The 17930-nt window shown below is 61.5% G+C and carries 18 protein-coding genes, 1 tRNA gene and 1 other RNA gene; 11 read left to right on the top strand and 9 right to left on the bottom strand.

The window, feature by feature from the left end; all coding sequences use genetic code 11:
- Positions 1–49 precede the first annotated feature (49 nt).
- The 3 genes from IE083_RS08740 to IE083_RS08730 all read right to left on the bottom strand — a co-directional run bounded on the left by IE083_RS08740 (position 50) and on the right by IE083_RS08730 (position 3299).
- Positions 50–595, bottom strand: a complete 546-nt coding sequence (locus tag IE083_RS08740) for an AAA family ATPase (RefSeq protein WP_229799672.1) — start codon at positions 593–595, stop codon at positions 50–52.
- 275 nt (positions 596–870) lie between these two features.
- Positions 871–1869 carry an asparaginase gene (locus IE083_RS08735; protein WP_189353222.1) on the bottom strand — a complete coding sequence of 333 codons (999 nt, stop codon included), beginning with the start codon at positions 1867–1869 and terminating at the stop codon, positions 871–873.
- A gap of 107 nt (positions 1870–1976) precedes the next feature.
- Positions 1977–3299, bottom strand: a complete 1323-nt coding sequence (locus IE083_RS08730; RefSeq protein ID WP_189353221.1) for a sodium-dependent transporter — start codon at positions 3297–3299, stop codon at positions 1977–1979.
- Between the two features lie 394 nt (positions 3300–3693).
- Between IE083_RS08730 and IE083_RS08725 the strand changes: the two genes are divergently transcribed.
- From IE083_RS08725 to IE083_RS08675, 11 genes are all read left to right on the top strand, one after another.
- Positions 3694–3767, top strand: a tRNA-Gly gene (locus tag IE083_RS08725).
- A 25-nt stretch (positions 3768–3792) separates the two neighbouring features.
- A complete protein-coding gene (locus IE083_RS08720; RefSeq protein ID WP_189353220.1) occupies positions 3793–5961 on the top strand; it encodes an AsmA family protein in 2169 nt (722 codons plus the stop codon).
- Between the two features lie 382 nt (positions 5962–6343).
- Positions 6344–6708: a transfer-messenger RNA gene (gene ssrA / locus IE083_RS08715) on the top strand.
- A 98-nt stretch (positions 6709–6806) separates the two neighbouring features.
- Complete coding sequence (locus IE083_RS08710; RefSeq protein ID WP_189353219.1) at positions 6807–8426, top strand: site-specific integrase; 1620 nt, start codon at positions 6807–6809, stop codon at positions 8424–8426.
- 18 nt (positions 8427–8444) lie between these two features.
- Positions 8445–8609 (top strand): hypothetical protein, encoded by a 165-nt coding sequence (locus tag IE083_RS08705; protein WP_189353218.1) that lies wholly within the window; start codon positions 8445–8447, stop codon positions 8607–8609.
- Positions 8610–8704: 95 nt separating this feature from the next.
- A complete protein-coding gene (locus IE083_RS08700) occupies positions 8705–9121 on the top strand; it encodes a hypothetical protein (RefSeq protein ID WP_189353217.1) in 417 nt (138 codons plus the stop codon).
- Between the two features lie 140 nt (positions 9122–9261).
- Positions 9262–9891, top strand: a complete 630-nt coding sequence (locus IE083_RS08695; RefSeq protein WP_189353216.1) for a recombinase family protein — start codon at positions 9262–9264, stop codon at positions 9889–9891.
- 93 nt (positions 9892–9984) lie between these two features.
- A complete protein-coding gene (locus IE083_RS08690) occupies positions 9985–10653 on the top strand; it encodes a hypothetical protein (RefSeq protein ID WP_189353215.1) in 669 nt (222 codons plus the stop codon).
- Entirely contained in the window at positions 10643–10948 is a 306-nt protein-coding gene (locus tag IE083_RS08685) for a hypothetical protein (RefSeq protein WP_189353214.1), read from the top strand. The genes IE083_RS08690 and IE083_RS08685 overlap by 11 nt, the downstream gene beginning before the upstream one ends.
- Before the next feature lie 45 nt (positions 10949–10993).
- Positions 10994–11902: a hypothetical protein gene (locus IE083_RS08680; RefSeq protein WP_189353213.1), complete on the top strand. Its 909-nt coding sequence runs from the start codon at positions 10994–10996 to the stop codon at positions 11900–11902.
- 419 nt (positions 11903–12321) lie between these two features.
- Positions 12322–12630, top strand: a complete 309-nt coding sequence (locus IE083_RS08675; RefSeq protein ID WP_189353212.1) for a CopG family antitoxin — start codon at positions 12322–12324, stop codon at positions 12628–12630.
- An 843-nt stretch (positions 12631–13473) separates the two neighbouring features.
- Here the strand turns inward: IE083_RS08675 and IE083_RS08670 are convergent.
- From IE083_RS08670 to IE083_RS08645, 6 genes are all read right to left on the bottom strand, one after another.
- On the bottom strand, positions 13474–13947 hold the full coding sequence (locus tag IE083_RS08670; RefSeq protein ID WP_189353211.1) for a ParB/RepB/Spo0J family partition protein: 474 nt from the start codon (positions 13945–13947) through the stop codon (positions 13474–13476).
- Positions 13944–14315, bottom strand: a complete 372-nt coding sequence (locus IE083_RS08665; RefSeq protein WP_189353210.1) for a site-specific recombinase resolvase — start codon at positions 14313–14315, stop codon at positions 13944–13946. The genes IE083_RS08670 and IE083_RS08665 overlap by 4 nt, the downstream gene beginning before the upstream one ends.
- The gene (locus IE083_RS08660) at positions 14315–15694 is read right to left on the bottom strand and encodes a recombinase family protein (protein ID WP_189353209.1); all 1380 of its coding nucleotides are present in this window, start codon (positions 15692–15694) and stop codon (positions 14315–14317) included. Before IE083_RS08660 ends, IE083_RS08665 begins: the two co-directional genes overlap by 1 nt.
- On the bottom strand, positions 15691–16140 hold the full coding sequence (locus IE083_RS08655; RefSeq protein WP_189353208.1) for a DUF2924 domain-containing protein: 450 nt from the start codon (positions 16138–16140) through the stop codon (positions 15691–15693). The genes IE083_RS08660 and IE083_RS08655 overlap by 4 nt, the downstream gene beginning before the upstream one ends.
- A complete protein-coding gene (locus IE083_RS08650) occupies positions 16140–16331 on the bottom strand; it encodes a hypothetical protein (RefSeq protein ID WP_189353207.1) in 192 nt (63 codons plus the stop codon). The genes IE083_RS08655 and IE083_RS08650 overlap by 1 nt, the downstream gene beginning before the upstream one ends.
- An 87-nt stretch (positions 16332–16418) precedes the next feature.
- Positions 16419–17930: hypothetical protein (locus tag IE083_RS08645; protein ID WP_229799671.1), on the bottom strand; the 1512-nt coding region annotated here is incomplete at its 5' end.

Genomic DNA, 17930 nt, shown 5'->3' with positions numbered 1-17930 from the left:
TGGACAAGCAGCACAAGCCCCTGATCAGACAGGGAAAAGCCGCGACTGTTCAAAAATTGGGCAACTGCGGCAGCCACGGCTGCAGCGCGCGCCACGCTGCGGCCAACCTTGCCTGCGGCGTCCCGGCCAGCAGCAGCGGCGTAATGCCGGCGTCGGCCAGCGCCTGCCGATACAGGCCGAACAGCCAGTCGCGCTGCTGCGGATGGCTGCGCAGCGGATCCGCCTGCCACGGGATGTCGGGACAGGCCAGCAGCGTCAGCGCGTAGTCCTGCGGCCGGTCCAGCGCCAGCAGCGCCGGCTCGGCCTTGCCGAACGCCACCTCGGCCCAGATGCGGCAGGTCAGCACCGTGCTGTCGCACAGCAGCACGCGGGCGCCTGCGGCCACCGCGGCGGCTTCGGCCGCCAGCTGGCCGCGGGCAATCGCCAGGATGTCGGCGGGGCTGACGTGGTAGGCGCGCGCGGCGTAATACTCGCGCGCGTACTCCGGCACCCACGCGGCAGCGATGCCCTGCGCCTGCAAGGCGCCACACAGCCCGGCGGCCAGCGTGCTCTTGCCGCAGGACTCCGGCCCGACAATGGCAAGCCGTAACGGCACGGGATAAGTCGGCAACATAAGCGGCCATTATACGCTGTGCACCGGCTACACGGAAAACGCCCACACGCTGCGGGGACAGCCGTGTGGGCGTCATGTGTACGCGCTGTGGACAACTGCACTAACTGGCTGACGGCAAAGGGCAAGTTACCCGCTGCTCAAAAAACAGGCAACGGCGATAATTTACCCACGGCCAGGCTGCATAGCGCTGTGGGCGGCCTGTGGACAAGCACCGCAAGCCCTTGATCCGGCAGCAGGAAAAAGCCGGCGCCCGTTTTTTAGGCAGCCGGCGTCAGCTCGCCGCGGCAGTCCTCGGCCAGGCGCGCACGGATCTCGGCCGGGCTCAGCGACTGCGACAGCAGCCACAGCAGCTTGGCTTGCGCCGCCTCCGGCGTCATGTCGCCACCGGCCACCGCGCCGGCCTGCGCCAGCGGCTGGCTGGCGGCGTAGGCGCCGACCGCTACCGCGCCGCGCACGCACTGCGTCAGGTTCAGCACCACGCAGCCCCGGGCGCTGGCAGCCTGCACCCCGGCCAGCAACTCGGCGTCGGCCGGCGTGTTGCCGTTGCCGTAGCTGAGCAGGATCGCCGCGTCGGGCGTGTCCTGCGCCAGCCAGCGGCCGAATGCCGCCGCCATCGCGCCGGGCAGCAGCATGCCGCAGCGGATGTCGGGGCTGGCCGGCAGCTGCGGCCGGAACGGGCCGCTGGCCTGACGCCAGCCGGCGCGGTGCCACTGCGGCTGGATGCCGAACTGCGCCAGCGGCGGCGCGTTGGGGCTGTCGAAGCCGGCAAAGCTCGCGGCGTCCAGCTTGCGTGCGCGCACGCCGCGCAGCAGCAGGCGGTTGAAGCTGATCGCCACCTCGTGCAGATCGCCCTGGCAGGCGGCCTCGATCGCGTCGGCGAGGTTGCCCCAGCCGTCGCTGCGCGGGTGCACCAGCGGCAGCTGCGAGCCGGTGACCACCACCGGCTTGGCCAGCCCCTGCAGGCAGAACGCCAGCACGCTGGCGGTGTAGGCCATGGTGTCGGTCCCGTGGATCACCACGAAGCCGTCGAAGGCGTCATGGTTGGCCGCAATGTCGGCCACCAGCCGCTGCCAGTCGGCCAGCGTGATCGCCGACGAGTCCAGCAATGGCGCGTACTCGCGCACCTCCCAGCTCACCCCGTCGCGTGCCAGCCGCGCCAGCTGTTGCGGCAGGAAGCCGGGCACCGGCGCCAGCCCCTCGGGGGTGTGGTCCATGCCGATGGTGCCGCCGGTATAGAGAATGAGCAGTCGCTTCATCACAGGTACTCCTGACAACAATGACTAAATGATAGGCGTCGCCCGCAGCGGCGGGCAGACGGAAAAACGGCGTGGCTCCGTGCCGGAGACCACGCTGCGGGTGCCATTTACAGATTGTGCACCAGAATGCCGGCGATCAGCGCCGGCGCCACGTAGCGGCAGAAACCGCGCATCGCCCGCAGCCAGGCCGGCACCCGCGCGCCGGCGGACAGCTCGGCCTCGATCACCGGCCACACCTTCCAGCCGACGAAGATCGCCAGCAACACCTCGCCCACCGGCATCAGCAGCTTGGAGGTGAGGAAGTCGAGCAGGTCGAAGAAGCCGAGGCCGAACACGGTGTACTCGCTCCAGATGCCCAGCGACAGCGACGCCGGGATGCCGAGCAGGAACACCAGCAGCGACACGCCCAGCGCCGCCGCCTTGCGGCCAACCTTGAACTCGTCGATCACGAAGCTGACCACCACCTCCAGCAGCGACACCGACGAGGTCAGCGCCGCCACCAGCAGCAGGAAGAAGAACAGCACCGCAAACAGCTGGCCGCCCACCATCTGCGCGAACACCGCCGGCATGGTGATGAAGGTCAGCCCCGGGCCGGCCGACGGATCGAAACCGAAGGCAAACACCGCCGGCAGCACCATCAGGCCGGCGAGGAAGCAGGTCAGCACCGTCAGCGCGATCACCCACAGCGAGGAGCTGAGCAGGTTGGCCTCCTTATCGACGTAGGAGCCGTAGGTAATCATGATGCCCATGCCCAGCGACAGCGAGAAGAACGCCAGCCCCATGGCATCGACCAGCATGGTGCCGGTGACCTTGGAGAAGTCCGGGGTCAGGAAGTACAGCAGCCCGTCCACCGCACCGGGCAGGGTCAGCGCGCGCGCGATCAGCACCAGCATCAGCACGAACAGCGCCGGCATCAGGAATTTCGACAGGTTCTCGATACCCTTCTGCACGCCGCCGATCACCACCGCCAGCGTCAGGCCGGCAAACAGCCCGTGATACACAAGCGGCAGCGCCGGATCGGTGATGAAGCCATTGAAGATATTGCCCAGCACCTTGGCGTCGGAAGTGAGTATCTCGCCGCCGAAGGACTTGCCGATGTAGGCGATGGTCCAGCCGCCGACCACACTATAGAAGGAATAAATCAGGAAACACACCAGCACGCCGACGAAGCCCACCAGCGGCCAGCGGCCGCCGCGCAGATCGCGGAAGGTGCCGACCGCGCTGTTGCCGGCGGCGCGGCCGAGTGCCATTTCGCCCAGCATCAGCGCCAGGCCGACGCTGAGACAGATCAGGAAGTAAATCAGCAGGAACGCCCCGCCGCCATTGGTGGCGGCCACGTAGGGAAATTTCCAGATTGCGCCCAGGCCGATGGCCGAGCCGGTTGCTGCCAGGATGAAACCGAGGCGCGAGCCCCATTGAGATCTAGCCATACACCACTTCTTTTCAAAAACGGAACGAAAACCGCCGGCGGATAGCCGGCTGCGCAAGAAACCGCCGGGTCGGTGAACCGGGCGACTCGTCTGGCGCTCGTTGCAGCCGCCGGCCGGCATGATTGCTGCCGGTTGGCGGATGACTGCAGCCGGGTAGGCTGTCCGTCGCGGACCAGGCAGGCGCAGTACCGGTTGACTGCGCGCCGCCGCCCGCTCAGGAAAGAACGCATGGCCTTGTCAGAAAGCCACGACCACCCGCAGCCATGTCGGCCGGGGTGGTCCTGTATACGGAATACAATCGGCGAAAATACCATGTCTGGCGGCGCAGGGGAACCGCTGGCGGCCACGGCCGCGTTGCAAGGCACCGCCACCATGCGTATACTGCACGCCTTGTGCGGGTGTAGCTCAATGGTAGAGCAGAAGCTTCCCAAGCTTACGACGAGGGTTCGATTCCCTTCACCCGCTCCACGCCCCTCCCTTTTGCCGCATGCCCATGAACTGGAACTCCGGCCGGCTATGGCTCAAAATCTCCGTCTATACGCTGCTGACACTGGGCATCCTGTTCGTTGCCATCCTGACACTATTCTTTACCCGTTTTGACGCCGACAGCGCACGCCGCAACCTGGAGCGCTCGCTGGCCGACAGCGGCCGCACGCTGAGCATCGGCGGCACCATTTCACCGATGCTGCTGCCGTCGCCGGGACTGGAAATCAGCGAGGTGCGCGTCAGCGAACAGGACGGCAAGACCCCGTTTGCCCACGTCGCACAGATCGAGGCGCGGCTGGCGTGGCTGCCGCTGCTGTTCGGCCGCCTGGAAATCACCCATGTCGCGCTGCACGACGCGCAGCTGACCGTGGTGCGACAGACCGACGGCCGCCTCAACTTCGCCGACCTGCTGCGCAGCCGCCCGTCGAGCAAGTTCATGTTCAACCTCGACTCGCTGGCCATCAACGGCACCCGGCTGGAATACCAGGACCGCGTCAACGGCCAGCTGCTGAAGCTGGAGGATGCCAGCCTGCTGGCCGACGAACTGCGCGCCAATGCGCAGCTGGCCTTCGGCGGCCGCCTGCAAAGCGGCAGCCGGCTGGTGAACCTGTCGCTGACCGCGCCGTTCACCCGCAACGACGACCAGATCGACATTCCGCAATTCAGCGCCAGCGCCATCAGTAGCAGCGAAGAGCTGGGCGAGATCCGCGTCAACGCCAGCGGCAAGCTGCAGCTGAACCTGGCCACGCTGCTGGCACAGGGCGAGGCGCTGAAGGTCGGCATCGACACCACCAAGCCGGGTAGCCACAGCGAGATCCTGATCCCCACCGTCAGCGCCAGCCTCAGCGAACTGAGCACGCCGGCGGCCAGCCTCAGCGGCAACATCAGCTACCAGCGCACGCAGTACCGTTTCAGCAGCCGGCTGGCCCAGCTGCAGCTCAACCAGAATGGCCTGTTCGCCGCCAGCAGCAATAACGACTTCTCGTGGAGTGTCGGCCCGCACTCGCTGAACATGGTGGTGCAGGCGCCGCTGAAGCTGGCGCAGTTCAGCCTGCTCAGCATGAGCCCGCTGACGCTGTCGGCGCACCTGAAGACGCCGGAACTGCCGCGCGGCCAACTGCGCGCCACGCTGCAGGGCGCGCTGGAAGGCGACCTCGCCGACAGCCGCCTCAACCTGCGCGTCAGCGGCGAACTGGACGGCGCCAAGCTCGCCTCCACCATCACCCAGTACGGTTTTGTCGCGCCGCGCCACGAGGCGACGCTGTCCATCGGCAAGCTCGACCTCAACCGCTACCTGCCGGAACAGAAGGCGGAGCAGGCGGTGGCGCTGTTCCAGAACGACAAGCCGTTCCGACTCGACTGGATGGACTTCATCAATGTGCAGGGCAAGCTTGCCATCGGCGAGCTGGCGGTCGGCAACTTCCGCGTCAACGGCATCAACGCCGACGTCACCGGCACCCCGCAGCAGCTGCAGCTGGACAAGCTCACCGCCGACATCTACGAAGGCCACCTCACCGGCCGCGCCACGCTGTTCCGCGAGCGCATCCCGCGCCTGACGCTGCAGCAGGAGCTGACCGGGATGCAGATCCGGCCGCTGATGCTGGACCTGTTCGCCTTCAGCCGCATCGAAGGCAGTGGCAACGGCTGGGTGCAACTGGAGGCGAAGGGGCAATCGCTGCAGGCGCTGCGCAACACCCTTAACGGCAAGGTCGCCGCGCGGCTGGAGCGCGGTGCGCTGACCGGGATCGACCTCGTCGCCGCACTGCGCGACCTGCCCGGCGAGAGCGAACGCTGGAACGGCCCGGTCAGCACCGCACCGGACCAGAAGACCACCTTCTCCGCGCTGTCGGCGCAGTTCGAGCTGCAGGACGGCGTGGCACGCAACCAGGACATGAAGCTGGCGTCGTCGCTGGTCAATGTCCGCGGCAGCGGCAAGTTCGACCTGACGCAGAGCATCATCGACTACACGCTAGACGTGCAGGCCAACCCCAGCGCTTTTGCCAAGCTGGGCGGCATCAGCATCCCGCTGAAGATCACCGGCCCGCTGCAGCAGCCGGTGTACTCGCTGGATTTCAACGCCATGGTCAAGGGCAAGAAAACCGAAAGCGAGAAACAGCAGGTGCTGAAGCAGGAACTAGGCAAGCAGATCACCAGCATCCTGCCGGCCAAGCCGTAACCGCCGGAGCCCCCCGGAACAGACAAGACATTGCAGCCAGTCTTGACGCCAAAGGTTGGCCGCAATTCCCGGAACCGGAAACAGTCTGTACGCATGAACAAACCCGGGGGCTGTTGACGTTTTGTTTGTGGTCGCGCCGGTGCAAGTTTTTCGTCCCGGCAAGGCACCGAGTGCGACGCATAGCCATGCTACGCCAGCGGTGCTGTAACACCGGGCTAACCCAAACGCAATCCACAAATGAAATACCAACAGACCCTAACGCCAAATACCATCCTTCCAGGCCAGCGCCCCACTTCAGGACCGGCCAGCAATCGCACCAGAAGCCGGCTGGTATATGATTGCACCTTCATGTATAATCAACTTACTCTTGATAGCAGCACGAGGGGGCGACCTGGTTTCGACGGGGATTGCGAAGCAGAAGAGGGCATACCGGGATCTCAGACTTCCCGTAAAACACTGAATTTATTTAGTCGCAAACGACGAAAACTACGCTCTAGCAGCCTAACGGCCGGCTAGACACTACAACGGTTCGCAGATGGGCCGGGGGCGTCAAAACCCTGTAGTGTCACTTTACATCTGCTAGTGTTGTGCCAGGTTACTTGACACAATGCGAATCTGAAGGTAACTCGCCAAAGCCAAGCCTGTCCGTCGGCGTGGGGGAGGTTAAATCCAAATGACACGACTAAGTATGTAGAACTCTCTGTGTAGGATTTCCGGACGCGGGTTCGATTCCCGCCGCCTCCACCACCGGACACCAAAAGCCAGCACTGACGCGGTTTTCCCGCTGTCAGGCTGGCTTTTTCTTTGCCAGTGTCACAAGTGACTGTCACAAACGAGGTGACAGCATGGCCCGACGCATACCTGCCCACCACTTCCGGCGCGGCAACATTTTCTACTTCCGACAGGTCATCCCGGCTGACCTGCGGGAGCACTTCCCTACCCGCGAACTCTGCTTTTCGCTCGGCACTGAAAAATGTCGAACAGCTCATAGCAAAGCCATTGAACTATCATTTATCATGTCGGCCCTTTTTACCCAACTCAGGGAATCGCCTATGTCAAATGAGAAATCATCAACCCTTATCCAGATGACCCGAAACGCATCCGAGAAGATACGCCTACAGGAACGCCACGAAGAGCGCGAAAACGCCCTACTAGAACAACTGGCCGCCGCCTACGCTGCCCGAAAAAGCGAGGCAGCCTCACACGCCACGGCACTTGAACAGCGCGAACAGGCACACGCCGCAACCGTGGCGGCACTGACCACCACTCACGCGCACACAGTAGCAGCATTAACCATGCACGCGGCCGCACCAGCAAAACCGACAATGCGGTTATCTGAAGCCATTGAATATGTCAAAGGAGAAAAAGAAACCTACGGCAAGCAAAGTATAAACTCTGCCAAAGAATACGCAGCAGCATACTCCATCCTATTACAGATCGTTGGGGACAAGCCCATATCCGGAATCGAATATCAGGATGCCAAAGAATTCTACCAAAAGGTAACCAAGTTACCGCCCAATATAAACAAGATCGCAAAGTATCGCGGAAAGTCCATTGACGAGATTATTGCAATGGGCGACACACCCATTTCTGCCCGCACCGCCGAAAAATACTTAGAACGCGCAAGCGGCTTGTTTGATTTTCTTCTTCTACCCAATCATAAAAAGGCAAGCGGCATCAGCGAAAATCCTTTCTCAGGCATTTCTAGCAATGTCAGAGCGGCCAAAAACTCTGATAACGCCCCATCCGCAAATAAACGAGCATACAGCATCGATGAACTGCGGGCGCTACTGAGTCACAGCAGCTACACAAGTAAAAAATTCAAAAACCCATATGAATATTGGTTAATTCCATTGGCTTTACTTACCGGAGCGAGACAGAACGAGCTTTGCCAGCTCCACCTTTCTGACTTTATTCAACAGGAGGACGTTTGGTGCATTAATATCACCGATGAAGAAGAAGAGAAAAAGATCAAGAACAAGAACGCAAAACGACTTGTCCCAATTCACAACAAGCTACTAGAGATGGGTCTTCTCGACTACGTGACCGCAATGAAAGCCGCGGGACACACCCGCCTATTTCCTGAGCTGAAAGCGGGACAAAAAGGACATGGCGATGTTGCCTCAAAGTGGTTTGCCCGCCATCGCGACCGGTGTGCCATCAAACATGAAAAGCATGTAACGACATTCCATGCCCTGAGAAGAACATTCATCACCGCGCTAATCAACAATGAAGTCACAAGCAGCCTGATTGCGCCGGTTGTAGGCCACGAAGGCCAACTCATTACAGACAAAGTCTACTTTGACCCTAGCAACGCAGCAAAGCGCAAGGAGACCGTTCTCGACAGGCTGCGCGACTTTGACGCACTCATTGACGCCCTGCCCCACATCAAAGACATCACCATTTCACCAACCAGAGGGCAAAACTTCTGGTTTCGCGGCAAGCTGACAGGGCTTGTCATTTAAACTAACCATGAGTCACCTATGAATATCAATACAAGAGCACTAACCGCAGAAAAAGCCGCTGAGGTAATCCACTCTGTTAAATACACAAAGCACAGCATTGGAATGCTAACCGTTTATATTTGCGATGGCGATTTTGCCATTGTGATGTGCGGCAGCACCGGCGAGGCAATGCTTATCCAGTAACCCACTCAGAGCCTCAGCGCAAGGCGGGGGCTTCCCCGCCTTGTTTTGACGCTTTGTAGTCAGTCAGTTTTGACTATTTTTTATATGGTGACTTAATGAAATTAAAATCAATTTCCATTGTTCTTCTTTTTGCACCATGCTTGGTTATTGGCAAGGAAAAAAAGATCGACATTCAGGCCAACCTGCTTGATGCATGCAAGGCTAAGATTGAGGCTATACTTCAAAAAAAGGGCGAGAGGGACTTCTCTATTATTGACAAAGAGCGATCACCAGATAGCCTTATTTTTACTGCAATGCGACTATCGAGCAGTTCGATAAAAACTGACAGAGAGCGCCTAAAATATTATCGCAATTCAATAAAAAATGGCCCTGCGCCATATTTAAATGGTAGCTACGCTTATTTAACTATGGTTGGCTCGTCTCGATTGGTAAGCATTTACGATTGCCGCTGGCGGTCCGATTTTGCTGGCATCACAAGCATTGACGAAGGCGGGTTCCTTATAGCCGACTAGGTGTTGCAATACAACAGGCCAATAGCCACTATGGGTAGCCACCAATTGAGTGGCCACTATAGATCACAAAAATCAATTAGTAGCCACCCGAAACCTGATGGATAATTTGGGTATACCCTTTTTATCCATCAGGTGACCCCATGAAAACCGCCCGCATCTACATTCGCGTATCCACCGACCAGCAAGACACCAGCCGCCAGCACCAGCTGATTGAGCAGGCCAAAGCCGCCGGCTACTACGTTGCAGGTGTCTACAGCGAGAAGGCCAGCGGCACCATTGCCGACCGCCCGGAGCTGCAACGAATGATCGGCGACCTGCAACCGGGTGACGTGGTGATTGCCGAGAAGATCGACCGCATCAGCCGCTTGCCCCTCCCGGAAGCCGAAAAGCTGATTGCCGCCATCAAGGCCAAAGGCGCCAAGCTGTCCGTGCCGGGCATCGTTGACCTGTCCGAGATCGAGGCGGACGGCGTGGCAAAGATCGTGCTGGACGCCGTGCAGGACATGCTGCTGAAGCTGGCCCTGCAAATGGCCCGTGACGACTACGAAACCCGCCGGGAGCGCCAGACGCAGGGCATAGCCATTGCGAAGCAGGAAGGCCGCTACGCTGGCCGCAAAGCAGATGCCAAGCGCCAACAGCAGGTGATCGCACTCAGGGAGGCCGGCAAGAGTTTGGCGGAGGTGGCAGACCTGACCGGCTACAGCGTCAGCAACGTGAAGAAGGTTCTGGCAGCCAACAAAGAGGCAAAGGGGACGGCGGAAGAGAACTGATTGCAAGCACGTTCATATGGTGCACTTGACGAATTTGCACCATTCGCAAGTGCTTGCTATGCTCGGGGCTTACCCAATACTGGAAGTCCCAATATGCAAGACCAGCAACACGACAACCACGACCAAGACGGCGAGGATATGGCATCTTGGTTGGATGAGGCTGCCGAAATAGTAGACGAACTCAACGAGGATGCAGACTACCCGGCAAGCTATGCGCTGGACGACCCTCTCGGCTCAACCACCTCCCACGCCCACATCAAAAGCGGGAATGCCTTCAAGCCAGAGCAGCGAAACCGCCGTCAGGTGACACACGGCGGCAAGCGTGTTCCTATTGAACTAACCCCCTCAGAATGGGACGCGGTAGAGATGTTCGCCGCCGAAGATGGCATCTCGGTCGGCAACTGGCTGCGCCTGCGCTTGGTAGAGTCTGACGCAACCAAGATCACCCCTGCCATGCTCATACGGCACATTCTCGCTGACCGCCTCATGGCTGCCATCGGACGACGCGCCGAACTCACACCTGCCACCGGATTCGAGCAAGCCAACACCCCCAACGATGAAGATTTTGCCGACATGGTGGCCGCCGCCCAGATCAACGGCACGGTCGACCTGATTGGCTGCACCGTCATGACTGGTGTCAACGAGTCTGGCTGCGTCGCCTTCTACATCCGCAACGGCTGGCGCGATGGCCTGCACATGACAATCAGCACCCCGCTGACGCCGGCAGAATGGCAGGAAAGGATGGGCACCGATGCACTTTGACATCCTGACCGCCAGAGAAGCAGCACTACTGCTTGAAATCGAGTTCCAGCGGCACGACATAGTGCAAAGCGGCTGGGACGCCCTGAACGACGCCCAGCAAGGCAGGAAGGGCACCAGCACCCTGCCGGTAGCGAAGAAGAACGGGAAGCGCTACTACCGCCGGGAAGACGTTCAGGAAATCGCCCGGCAGATCATCAGCCGGGGCAGCAAGCCCCCGAAGCCACGCCCGAAACTGGCCGAGCTGGTGTTCACCATCGGACGCCCTGACCCTGACGCCTTCGTGGTGCTGGAATAAAAAAAGGCCGCCCGGAGAGGCGGCCTAAAAATTAAGACTTGATGAATGAATTATAACGGATTGCGGCTCAAAGCCGAAGTCGACCGGGTGGATTTTGAGCTGCTGGACGGCAACGGATTCAGGGTGGCATGGGACGACAAGCCCAAAGGGAAGCGCGTCACGGACTACCAGAACCATCGGCAGGTGTTTGCCCAGATCATACAGCCAGCCCTGACCGGCGAGGCAAAAGGCGTTCGGCCAACCTACATCGAGATCGCCCTTGACCTATGGGGCGACCGCACTGCCGTGCTGCCCTTTCTTGCGGAGCTGGTCGCCAACAGCAAGCTGCCCCTGCCGGAAGTCCGAGCCTTTCTGCCGTTCCGGCAGCAGCGAGAGCACGCCAGACGAAAGGGGGACACGGCGAAGCTGTCCAAGCATCACGAACTGCTGGAAACCCTGCAGGCCGGCGGCACCCTCTACATGGGCAACCAACGCGAGTGGTGCGGCTGCAAGAAGTCTCCTGTCTCAGTGCGTGCCTACTGGAAGGAGACAGACGGGCAGGACAAAGGCCAAGCGATTGACCTGCGAGCCGAGCAGCACAGAGGCCGCTTTGAAGTGGTGATCCAGTGTGACGGGCTGACCGACGTTGGCCTGTCCGGCACCGACTGGCAGGCATGGACGGCATGGAGTGTCACCAATGCCGCCAAGCTGTTCGGGCAGCTGATCCCCGAAGCCCCCCCGGCTCACCCCTCCCTTGCTGAATGGAAAAGCGCCAGACCTGGCAAAAGGCGCGACACGGAGACGGAAGCAGGCAAGGCAAACGCCCGAGCACTGCGGAACTACCGGCGGCAAGTGACTGGCAAGGACAGCGGAATCCGCGCCTTCAAGGGACGGCCGAACACTCGCCTGAACCGCGCCATCCTCGACGCCCTGAAGGTGCTTGACCGGCGTCTCAAGTCAGGCCGTTTGGGGTGAAAAAGTGGACAATTTCGACAGTCGGCGCCGGTGTAGTTTGGCCGATTTACAGGGCAGGCCACAGATGGCTGAGGCCCAATGGTGGCAAGGGCTGCAGCCATGCTGACCAGCAAAAAATCTGACCGCATCCGACACACAAAAAGCCTCGCAGCATTCCATGACTAACTACATAGGGACGCGAAGCACTTCCCCCACTCCCAACCCAGACCCCAGACCATCAGTCACAGGCAGGAACAGCAGACAAACCCAGAGCAGGAACAACACCCAACCGCAGAAATCCCTGCAAGGTGACACGGGCTTTGACCCGGACTTTTTTTACTCATGCCTCGCCACTACCAAAACGAGAAGTCTTAGAAAAACAGGCCCTACCCCTGTATCCATAGGCTGATAACGAAACCCGTTTTTGGAAGTGTCTATACATGACCCACGACCTTGAAGAACCCGCGTTCCCGGAACTCCCGGAGGATGACGCAGCCTTTGTCTTTGATGACCTGCCAGAGCGTGACATGGCATTGCTTCTCAAAGAACTGGATGCCCCATTGCCTCCCGCCCCGGACGCACCAGCAGCGCCCCCTGCCCCAGCCACAGAAACGGCCTACACGGGCACATCCCAGAAAATCAGCATCAGGATACCCACTCACGTCCTGAAGTGCCTGAAGGCCACAGCAAAGGCAAGGGGCATGCCCTACCAGACGTTGATCAACAACCTGCTTGCGGCTGCCACCTGACCCGCTGATTGCAAGCACGGTCGCATGGTTCATTTGCGTTACCTGCACCATGCGGACGTGCTTACATCAGGTTAGGCTGCGACGGTGGTATCAAGCAAGGGCAATGGGCGCGCCTTACCGGACGTTGATCAATCAAATACGGAAGAGAGTTACGAGAGCATAGGCTTGACCACCTCCCATGCCTGAAGGAGCATCAAAAACAGGTCAATAGCAGCCTTGATGAATTCGAGAACTTCGATGGCTTTAGCCATATAGGATTCCTCCTACACTGGCTCCTGCCGTGGGTAAGTAAGATTGTGCAGAATTGCACTGGTGCCAGTATCACACCGGCTGAGCGTAGATGGCAACACCTAAATTCACTCACGGCAGGGCGGCAGTTTTTGCTTGTGGCAGTGCCACGCACCGGGGCATACTTGTTGCCTGACGAGTGTCACAAAACATTGTCACTTGTGGCGAAGCTGGCGCCCCAGAACCCGCGACAGGCAAGGCTGAAGCGGAACCGAACTGTAACAATTCGATTCCCGCCGCCTCCACCACTTACCCAAAAACCAACCGCTCTCGGTTGGTTTTTTTTCGCCCGTTCCCCCCAGTGTTGGCGCGGATTCCGGGCCTGGCCTCGCGAGCGCCACCCCTCCAACCCCTGCGTTTTCACCTCCGCCGACGCCTCTCTGTTCTCTGTTTTCTCTGGTGGTCACGCGAGCGTTCTTGAGGCCACTTCCTTTGCTGGCGCGGGTTTATAGGCGGTCGGTTGTGGTCGGCAACTCCTGTAGCGTTGGCGACCGAAAACGGAGCAGACGCAAAAAAACCGCCCGGAGGCGGTTGCTGGCGCTGGGCTCGACGCGGTCACGCGGGCGGCGCGAGCACCCGCATCTGGTCGCCCCAGCCGTTGGGCCAGGGGCGGCGCATCACCTTCTCCAGCACGGCGTCGGGCGAGCCCACCAGCCGTTCCACGACCTCCGGGGCCAACAGGGTCAGCCGCATGACCCTGCGTACCTGTGTCACGTCCATGCCCTCGGCCTCCGCGATCTCGGCCACCGACGCCGCCCGCTGCTCGTCCAGCAGGCGTTGCCAGTGGTGCGCCAGTCCGAGCGCCCGCATCAGCGCGGTGTCCTGGGCGGCCGCCCGCGCTTCCCGCTCCCGGGTGGCCTCGGACAGGAATTCCTGCGGCGCGTCCAGCGGTGTGATGACCTGCTTCTTCAGCCCCCGTTTCACCAGCGTCCAGGGCACGAAGGTTTCCAGCCGCACGCCGCCCGCCGGGCTCGGCAGTTGGTAGGTGACCGGATCACCCTTGAATCGGCCCCGGTGCTTCTTGCTCATACATCCTCCTCGAATCGCTTCACGATCTGCCGCTGGGCTTCCCAATCCACCGGCAGCGGGTTGCGCTGGAACCAGATCAGATTCATCCGGCGCGGCTGCCGTCCTGTCATCAGCAGTTCGAGGATGTCGGGCGCGAGCAGCGTCAGGCGCATCAGCTCGTTGGGCACCGAGGGGTGCAGCCCTTCCGCCCGGGCGATGTCCGACCCGCTCTTCATCACGCCGGTGTCGACGAGGTGCTGCCAGTAAAAGCCGCGCGCTACGCCCTCCAGCAAGGTCACGTCGTGGACGTGGCGGTCGTCGGCGGCCACCCGCTGCGCGCCTCGGCGGCGGAACGTCAGGGGCACGAAGGTTACCAGGGTGTCGTCCATCAGGCCTCAACCTCCAACAGTTCAGCGCCGATCCCCCTCGGGGCGAATTCACCGATCAGGGTGTCCCAGCCCAGTTCCCGCCACTTCACCTTGATGCCTTGCACCTCGCCGACGTGGACGAGGTCGATGCGCTCGATCATCAGGTTGGCGATGCGGTGGCGCTCGACCGGGAACAGCTGATCCCATACGTCGTTGAGCCGTCCCATCGCCATCACCGTGGTGGCCTCGTCCACCTGCGCGCCGTTGCGCTGGATGTGGCGCACCACCGATGCGATGGATTCCGGGCTGGTCAGCACCGTGCGGATCTGGGCCACCACCGCCGCCTCGATCTCCGGTGCGGGCAGGCGCTCGTAGCTCTTGCCCGGCGCGCCGAAGCGGCTTTCCGACTTGGACACGTAGTAGTGGTACTTCCGCCCGTTCTTGCGCGAGTAGGTCGGGTACATCCGCTCGCCCGAGGGGGCGTACAGCAGGCCGCGCAGCAAGGCATCGGTGCGCGACCTGATCTTGGTCTCGACTGACCGGGCGTGGCCGTCCCTTGCCAGCACCGCGTGAACCTTGTCCCAAAGCTCCTGGTCGATGATCGGCGGGTGTGCGCCAGGGTACCAATTCCCCTTGTGCGACAACTCCCCAAGGTAGATGCGGTTGCGCAGCAGCTTGTGCAGGTACTTCTTGTCGATGCGTGTGCCGCTGCGGGTCTGGCCCTCCTGCGTCGTCCAGGCCTTGGTCGTGATCCCGTCGGCGGTCAGATTGACGGCGATCTGGGTCGGCGAGCCGATGGTCAGCATCTCCTCGAAAATGCGGCGCACCGCCGCCGCCTCGGCCACGTTGATGACCAGCAGGCGGTTGTCGACGTCGTAACCCAGGGGCGGGACGCCACCCATCCACATCCCCTTGCGCTTGGCGGCGGCGATCTTGTCGCGGATGCGCTCACCGGTGACCTCGCGCTCGAATTGGGCGAAGGACAGCAGCACGTTCAGCATCAACCGCCCCATCGAGGTGGTGGTGTTGAACTGCTGGGTCACCGACACGAAGGAAACCTCGTGACGCTCGAACACCTCGACCATCTTCGAGAAGTCGGCGAGGCTGCGCGTCAGGCGGTCGATCTTGTAGACCACCACGATGTCGATCTGTCCCCGCTCGATGTCGGTCATCAGGCGCTTGAGCGCCGGACGCTCGGTGTTGCCACCGGAGAAACCGGGGTCGTCGTAGTCGTCGGCGACTGGAATCCAGCCCTCGGTGCGCTGGCTGGCGATGTAGGCATGGCCAGCCTCCTTCTGGGCGTCGATGGAGTTGAACTCCTGATCGAGGCGTTCGTCCGAGGACACCCGGCAGTAGACGGCGCAGCGCTTGCGGGCCTTGGTGCTGGCGATCTCGCTCATCGCGCACCTCCCTTGCTCAGGCCGAAGAACAGCGGCCCCGACCAGTGCGTGCCGGTGATGTGGCGGGCCACCGCCGTCAGGCTCTTGAAGGTGCGCCCCTCGTACTCGAACAGCCCTTCGGCGGTGACCGTCACCCGGTGTTCGCGCTCGCCCCATTCGCGCAGCAGGATCGTGCCCGGCGCGAAATCGAACTCACGCGGCTTAGCGCGCAGCTTGATCTTGGAGTGCTTCGCGCCGATGGCCTCCAGCCGCTGCTTTGTCTCGGGCGCGAGGCCACCGAAGGCTTCCTCCTGCAGTTTGTAGGCAATACGGGACTCGACGTGCGTGCGGTTCGGGTAGTCCGGGCGGCGGGGGAAATACCGATCCCACACCGTCCAGAGCTCGGACATCGGCAGGCAGGCCAGCTCGGCGATCCGCGCGGCGACGGATGCTTGTTTGTCGTTCATCACAACTTCTCCTCTTGATAGGGGGTTGTATGAACGCGCTGGTCGGGCAGGAAGCCAAGGCCAACTTCTCTCCGTTTCTGGCCTTCAGCGGGTTGGGTGCGGACGATGGCGGCCGCAAGGATGGCGGTGATTTCGCCAGCACGGGCGCTGGCGCTCATCTCCGAGGGAGATGCAAGTTCGATGTTCTTCATGACGGCTCCGGGGAATAGCAACCGTCTTGGATAGTGAGCGCCATCCTCCGAACAGGATGGCAACGCAGGGTAATGGCTGAGAAATTTTCAGGCGGTCAGCGCCTCGGTCGTGATCTCGACATCGGTATCGTCGTCATCCACCAGATCGGCCAGCATCGGCAGGTGCAACTGCCACGCATGCGCGCCCTTGACCTTCACCAGGTAGTCGCGCCAAGGCGAGTTCTTGGAAAACAGATTCGCGGGCGAGCCGCAGTTGGTGTCCTCCATCAACTTTTTCGTGTTCACATGGGGCGTTCCTGCGGCGTAGGCGTCGACCAGCCGTTGCAGCACGGCGATCTTGCCTTTGCTCGTCACGCGCCAGGGTGCTTTGCCGGGGATATACAGCACCGCCGAGTACCCATCCGCCGACACCTTGAGACTGACTGCGCTGCCGCCCATCGCTGCCTGCTGGCCGTGACGGTAGGCGACCTTGAGCCGCGCGGTGTCGATGGCCGCGGCCGACTGGCCGCTGGCCAACACGGCCTCGATGGGGATCACCACGTTCGTGCCGGCAAACGGGAACGGAATCGATGCCGTGGTCAGCACGATGCCGGGCACCGCGCGCGGCCGCAGGCGAAGAGCGGTATCGACCTTCGCGTATTGGCGCTCATTGGACATCTTGGCGGCGAAGAACAGCGCCACAGGGTGTCCGTCAATGTCGATCTCGCCCAGGAACACCGGCTCTTCGTCGAGGTGCTTGCCCCGCACGCCCTGCAGTGCGGAGCCGAGCGCGGTGATAATCTCCTCGCGCAGCCAGTTCAGGTGGACCTTCCAGCGCCGCGCGTGCTTGGCAGGCAGCACGACATCGGCCCCCGTCAAAGGATCGCGATAGCGAACCTGGTTGGCATCGGCGCAGCGTTCCAGCTTGACCGTGAAGCGCTCGCCGTCGGCCAACTCGACGACCTTTTCGGTGATCCGGTCGCCTTCGGTGATGATGCCCTCGTCTTCGAAGCGGTCGATGTCGATGCCCAACTGCGCCAGCGCGAAGCCGTCCATCGGGCTGGTCGCGCATTCGAGCAACTTCGCCACCTGTATGATGAGATTCGGGTCGTCGACGCCCGAGCCCGGGTGCAGAGGTTTGAGTACGCCCAACACTTCGAGCAGTTGTGTCCCGGCTTGGCGCAGCCGCTGATCGCGCTCGCCTTGCAGGCTGCAGCGGCCCGGTTCCGCCAGCACGATGGACAGCGGCGTCTCCGTGGTGTCGCCGTCGAACACCAGATCGGCGATCAGCGTCACTCCGAGGATGGCCCCGGGCTGTGAGAACGGATGGTCGCTCCAGCGCCCACTGATCACGTCGTGCAGTTCCGTACCGCTATCGATGTGCAATGACACGGCGTCGGTTGAATGGCCGAGCAATGCCTTGGCTTCGGTCAGGTACAGCCGCTCGACCTTCGCTCCATCCAAGCGTGGCTTCACATCCTTCAGCGGCTGAGCGAAACGGGACAGGTCGTAGCGCGATCGGTTCAACGGGCGGTTCGACAGCGGCATCTTGAAACCGTGCCTAGCAGCCTGTCGGACTTGGGCCTGCCCGAAGGCGGAATAGTGAAACGCAGGGCCGTT

It is taken from the genome of Vogesella fluminis, from assembly GCF_014652335.1.
In the GTDB taxonomy this organism is placed as follows: Bacteria; Pseudomonadota; Gammaproteobacteria; order Burkholderiales; family Chromobacteriaceae; genus Vogesella; species Vogesella fluminis.
Note: the sequence above shows the minus strand (reverse complement) of the source record. Positions and strands in the feature narration are given on the sequence as shown.

Coding starts and splice junctions, on each gene's coding strand:
- IE083_RS08720 (WP_189353220.1), top strand. CDS start 3,793: ATGAACTGGAACTCCGGCCGGCTATGGCTCAAAATCTCCGTCTATACG.
- IE083_RS08705 (WP_189353218.1), top strand. CDS start 8,445: ATGAATATCAATACAAGAGCACTAACCGCAGAAAAAGCCGCTGAGGTA.
- IE083_RS08675 (WP_189353212.1), top strand. CDS start 12,322: ATGACCCACGACCTTGAAGAACCCGCGTTCCCGGAACTCCCGGAGGAT.
- IE083_RS08665 (WP_189353210.1), bottom strand. CDS start 14,315: ATGGACGACACCCTGGTAACCTTCGTGCCCCTGACGTTCCGCCGCCGA.
- IE083_RS08680 (WP_189353213.1), top strand. CDS start 10,994: ATGAATTATAACGGATTGCGGCTCAAAGCCGAAGTCGACCGGGTGGAT.
- IE083_RS08700 (WP_189353217.1), top strand. CDS start 8,705: ATGAAATTAAAATCAATTTCCATTGTTCTTCTTTTTGCACCATGCTTG.
- IE083_RS08735 (WP_189353222.1), bottom strand. CDS start 1,869: ATGAAGCGACTGCTCATTCTCTATACCGGCGGCACCATCGGCATGGAC.
- IE083_RS08695 (WP_189353216.1), top strand. CDS start 9,262: ATGAAAACCGCCCGCATCTACATTCGCGTATCCACCGACCAGCAAGAC.
- IE083_RS08685 (WP_189353214.1), top strand. CDS start 10,643: ATGCACTTTGACATCCTGACCGCCAGAGAAGCAGCACTACTGCTTGAA.
- IE083_RS08730 (WP_189353221.1), bottom strand. CDS start 3,299: ATGGCTAGATCTCAATGGGGCTCGCGCCTCGGTTTCATCCTGGCAGCA.
- IE083_RS08660 (WP_189353209.1), bottom strand. CDS start 15,694: ATGAGCGAGATCGCCAGCACCAAGGCCCGCAAGCGCTGCGCCGTCTAC.
- IE083_RS08710 (WP_189353219.1), top strand. CDS start 6,807: ATGGCCCGACGCATACCTGCCCACCACTTCCGGCGCGGCAACATTTTC.
- IE083_RS08690 (WP_189353215.1), top strand. CDS start 9,985: ATGCAAGACCAGCAACACGACAACCACGACCAAGACGGCGAGGATATG.
- IE083_RS08655 (WP_189353208.1), bottom strand. CDS start 16,140: ATGAACGACAAACAAGCATCCGTCGCCGCGCGGATCGCCGAGCTGGCC.
- IE083_RS08650 (WP_189353207.1), bottom strand. CDS start 16,331: ATGAAGAACATCGAACTTGCATCTCCCTCGGAGATGAGCGCCAGCGCC.
- IE083_RS08670 (WP_189353211.1), bottom strand. CDS start 13,947: ATGAGCAAGAAGCACCGGGGCCGATTCAAGGGTGATCCGGTCACCTAC.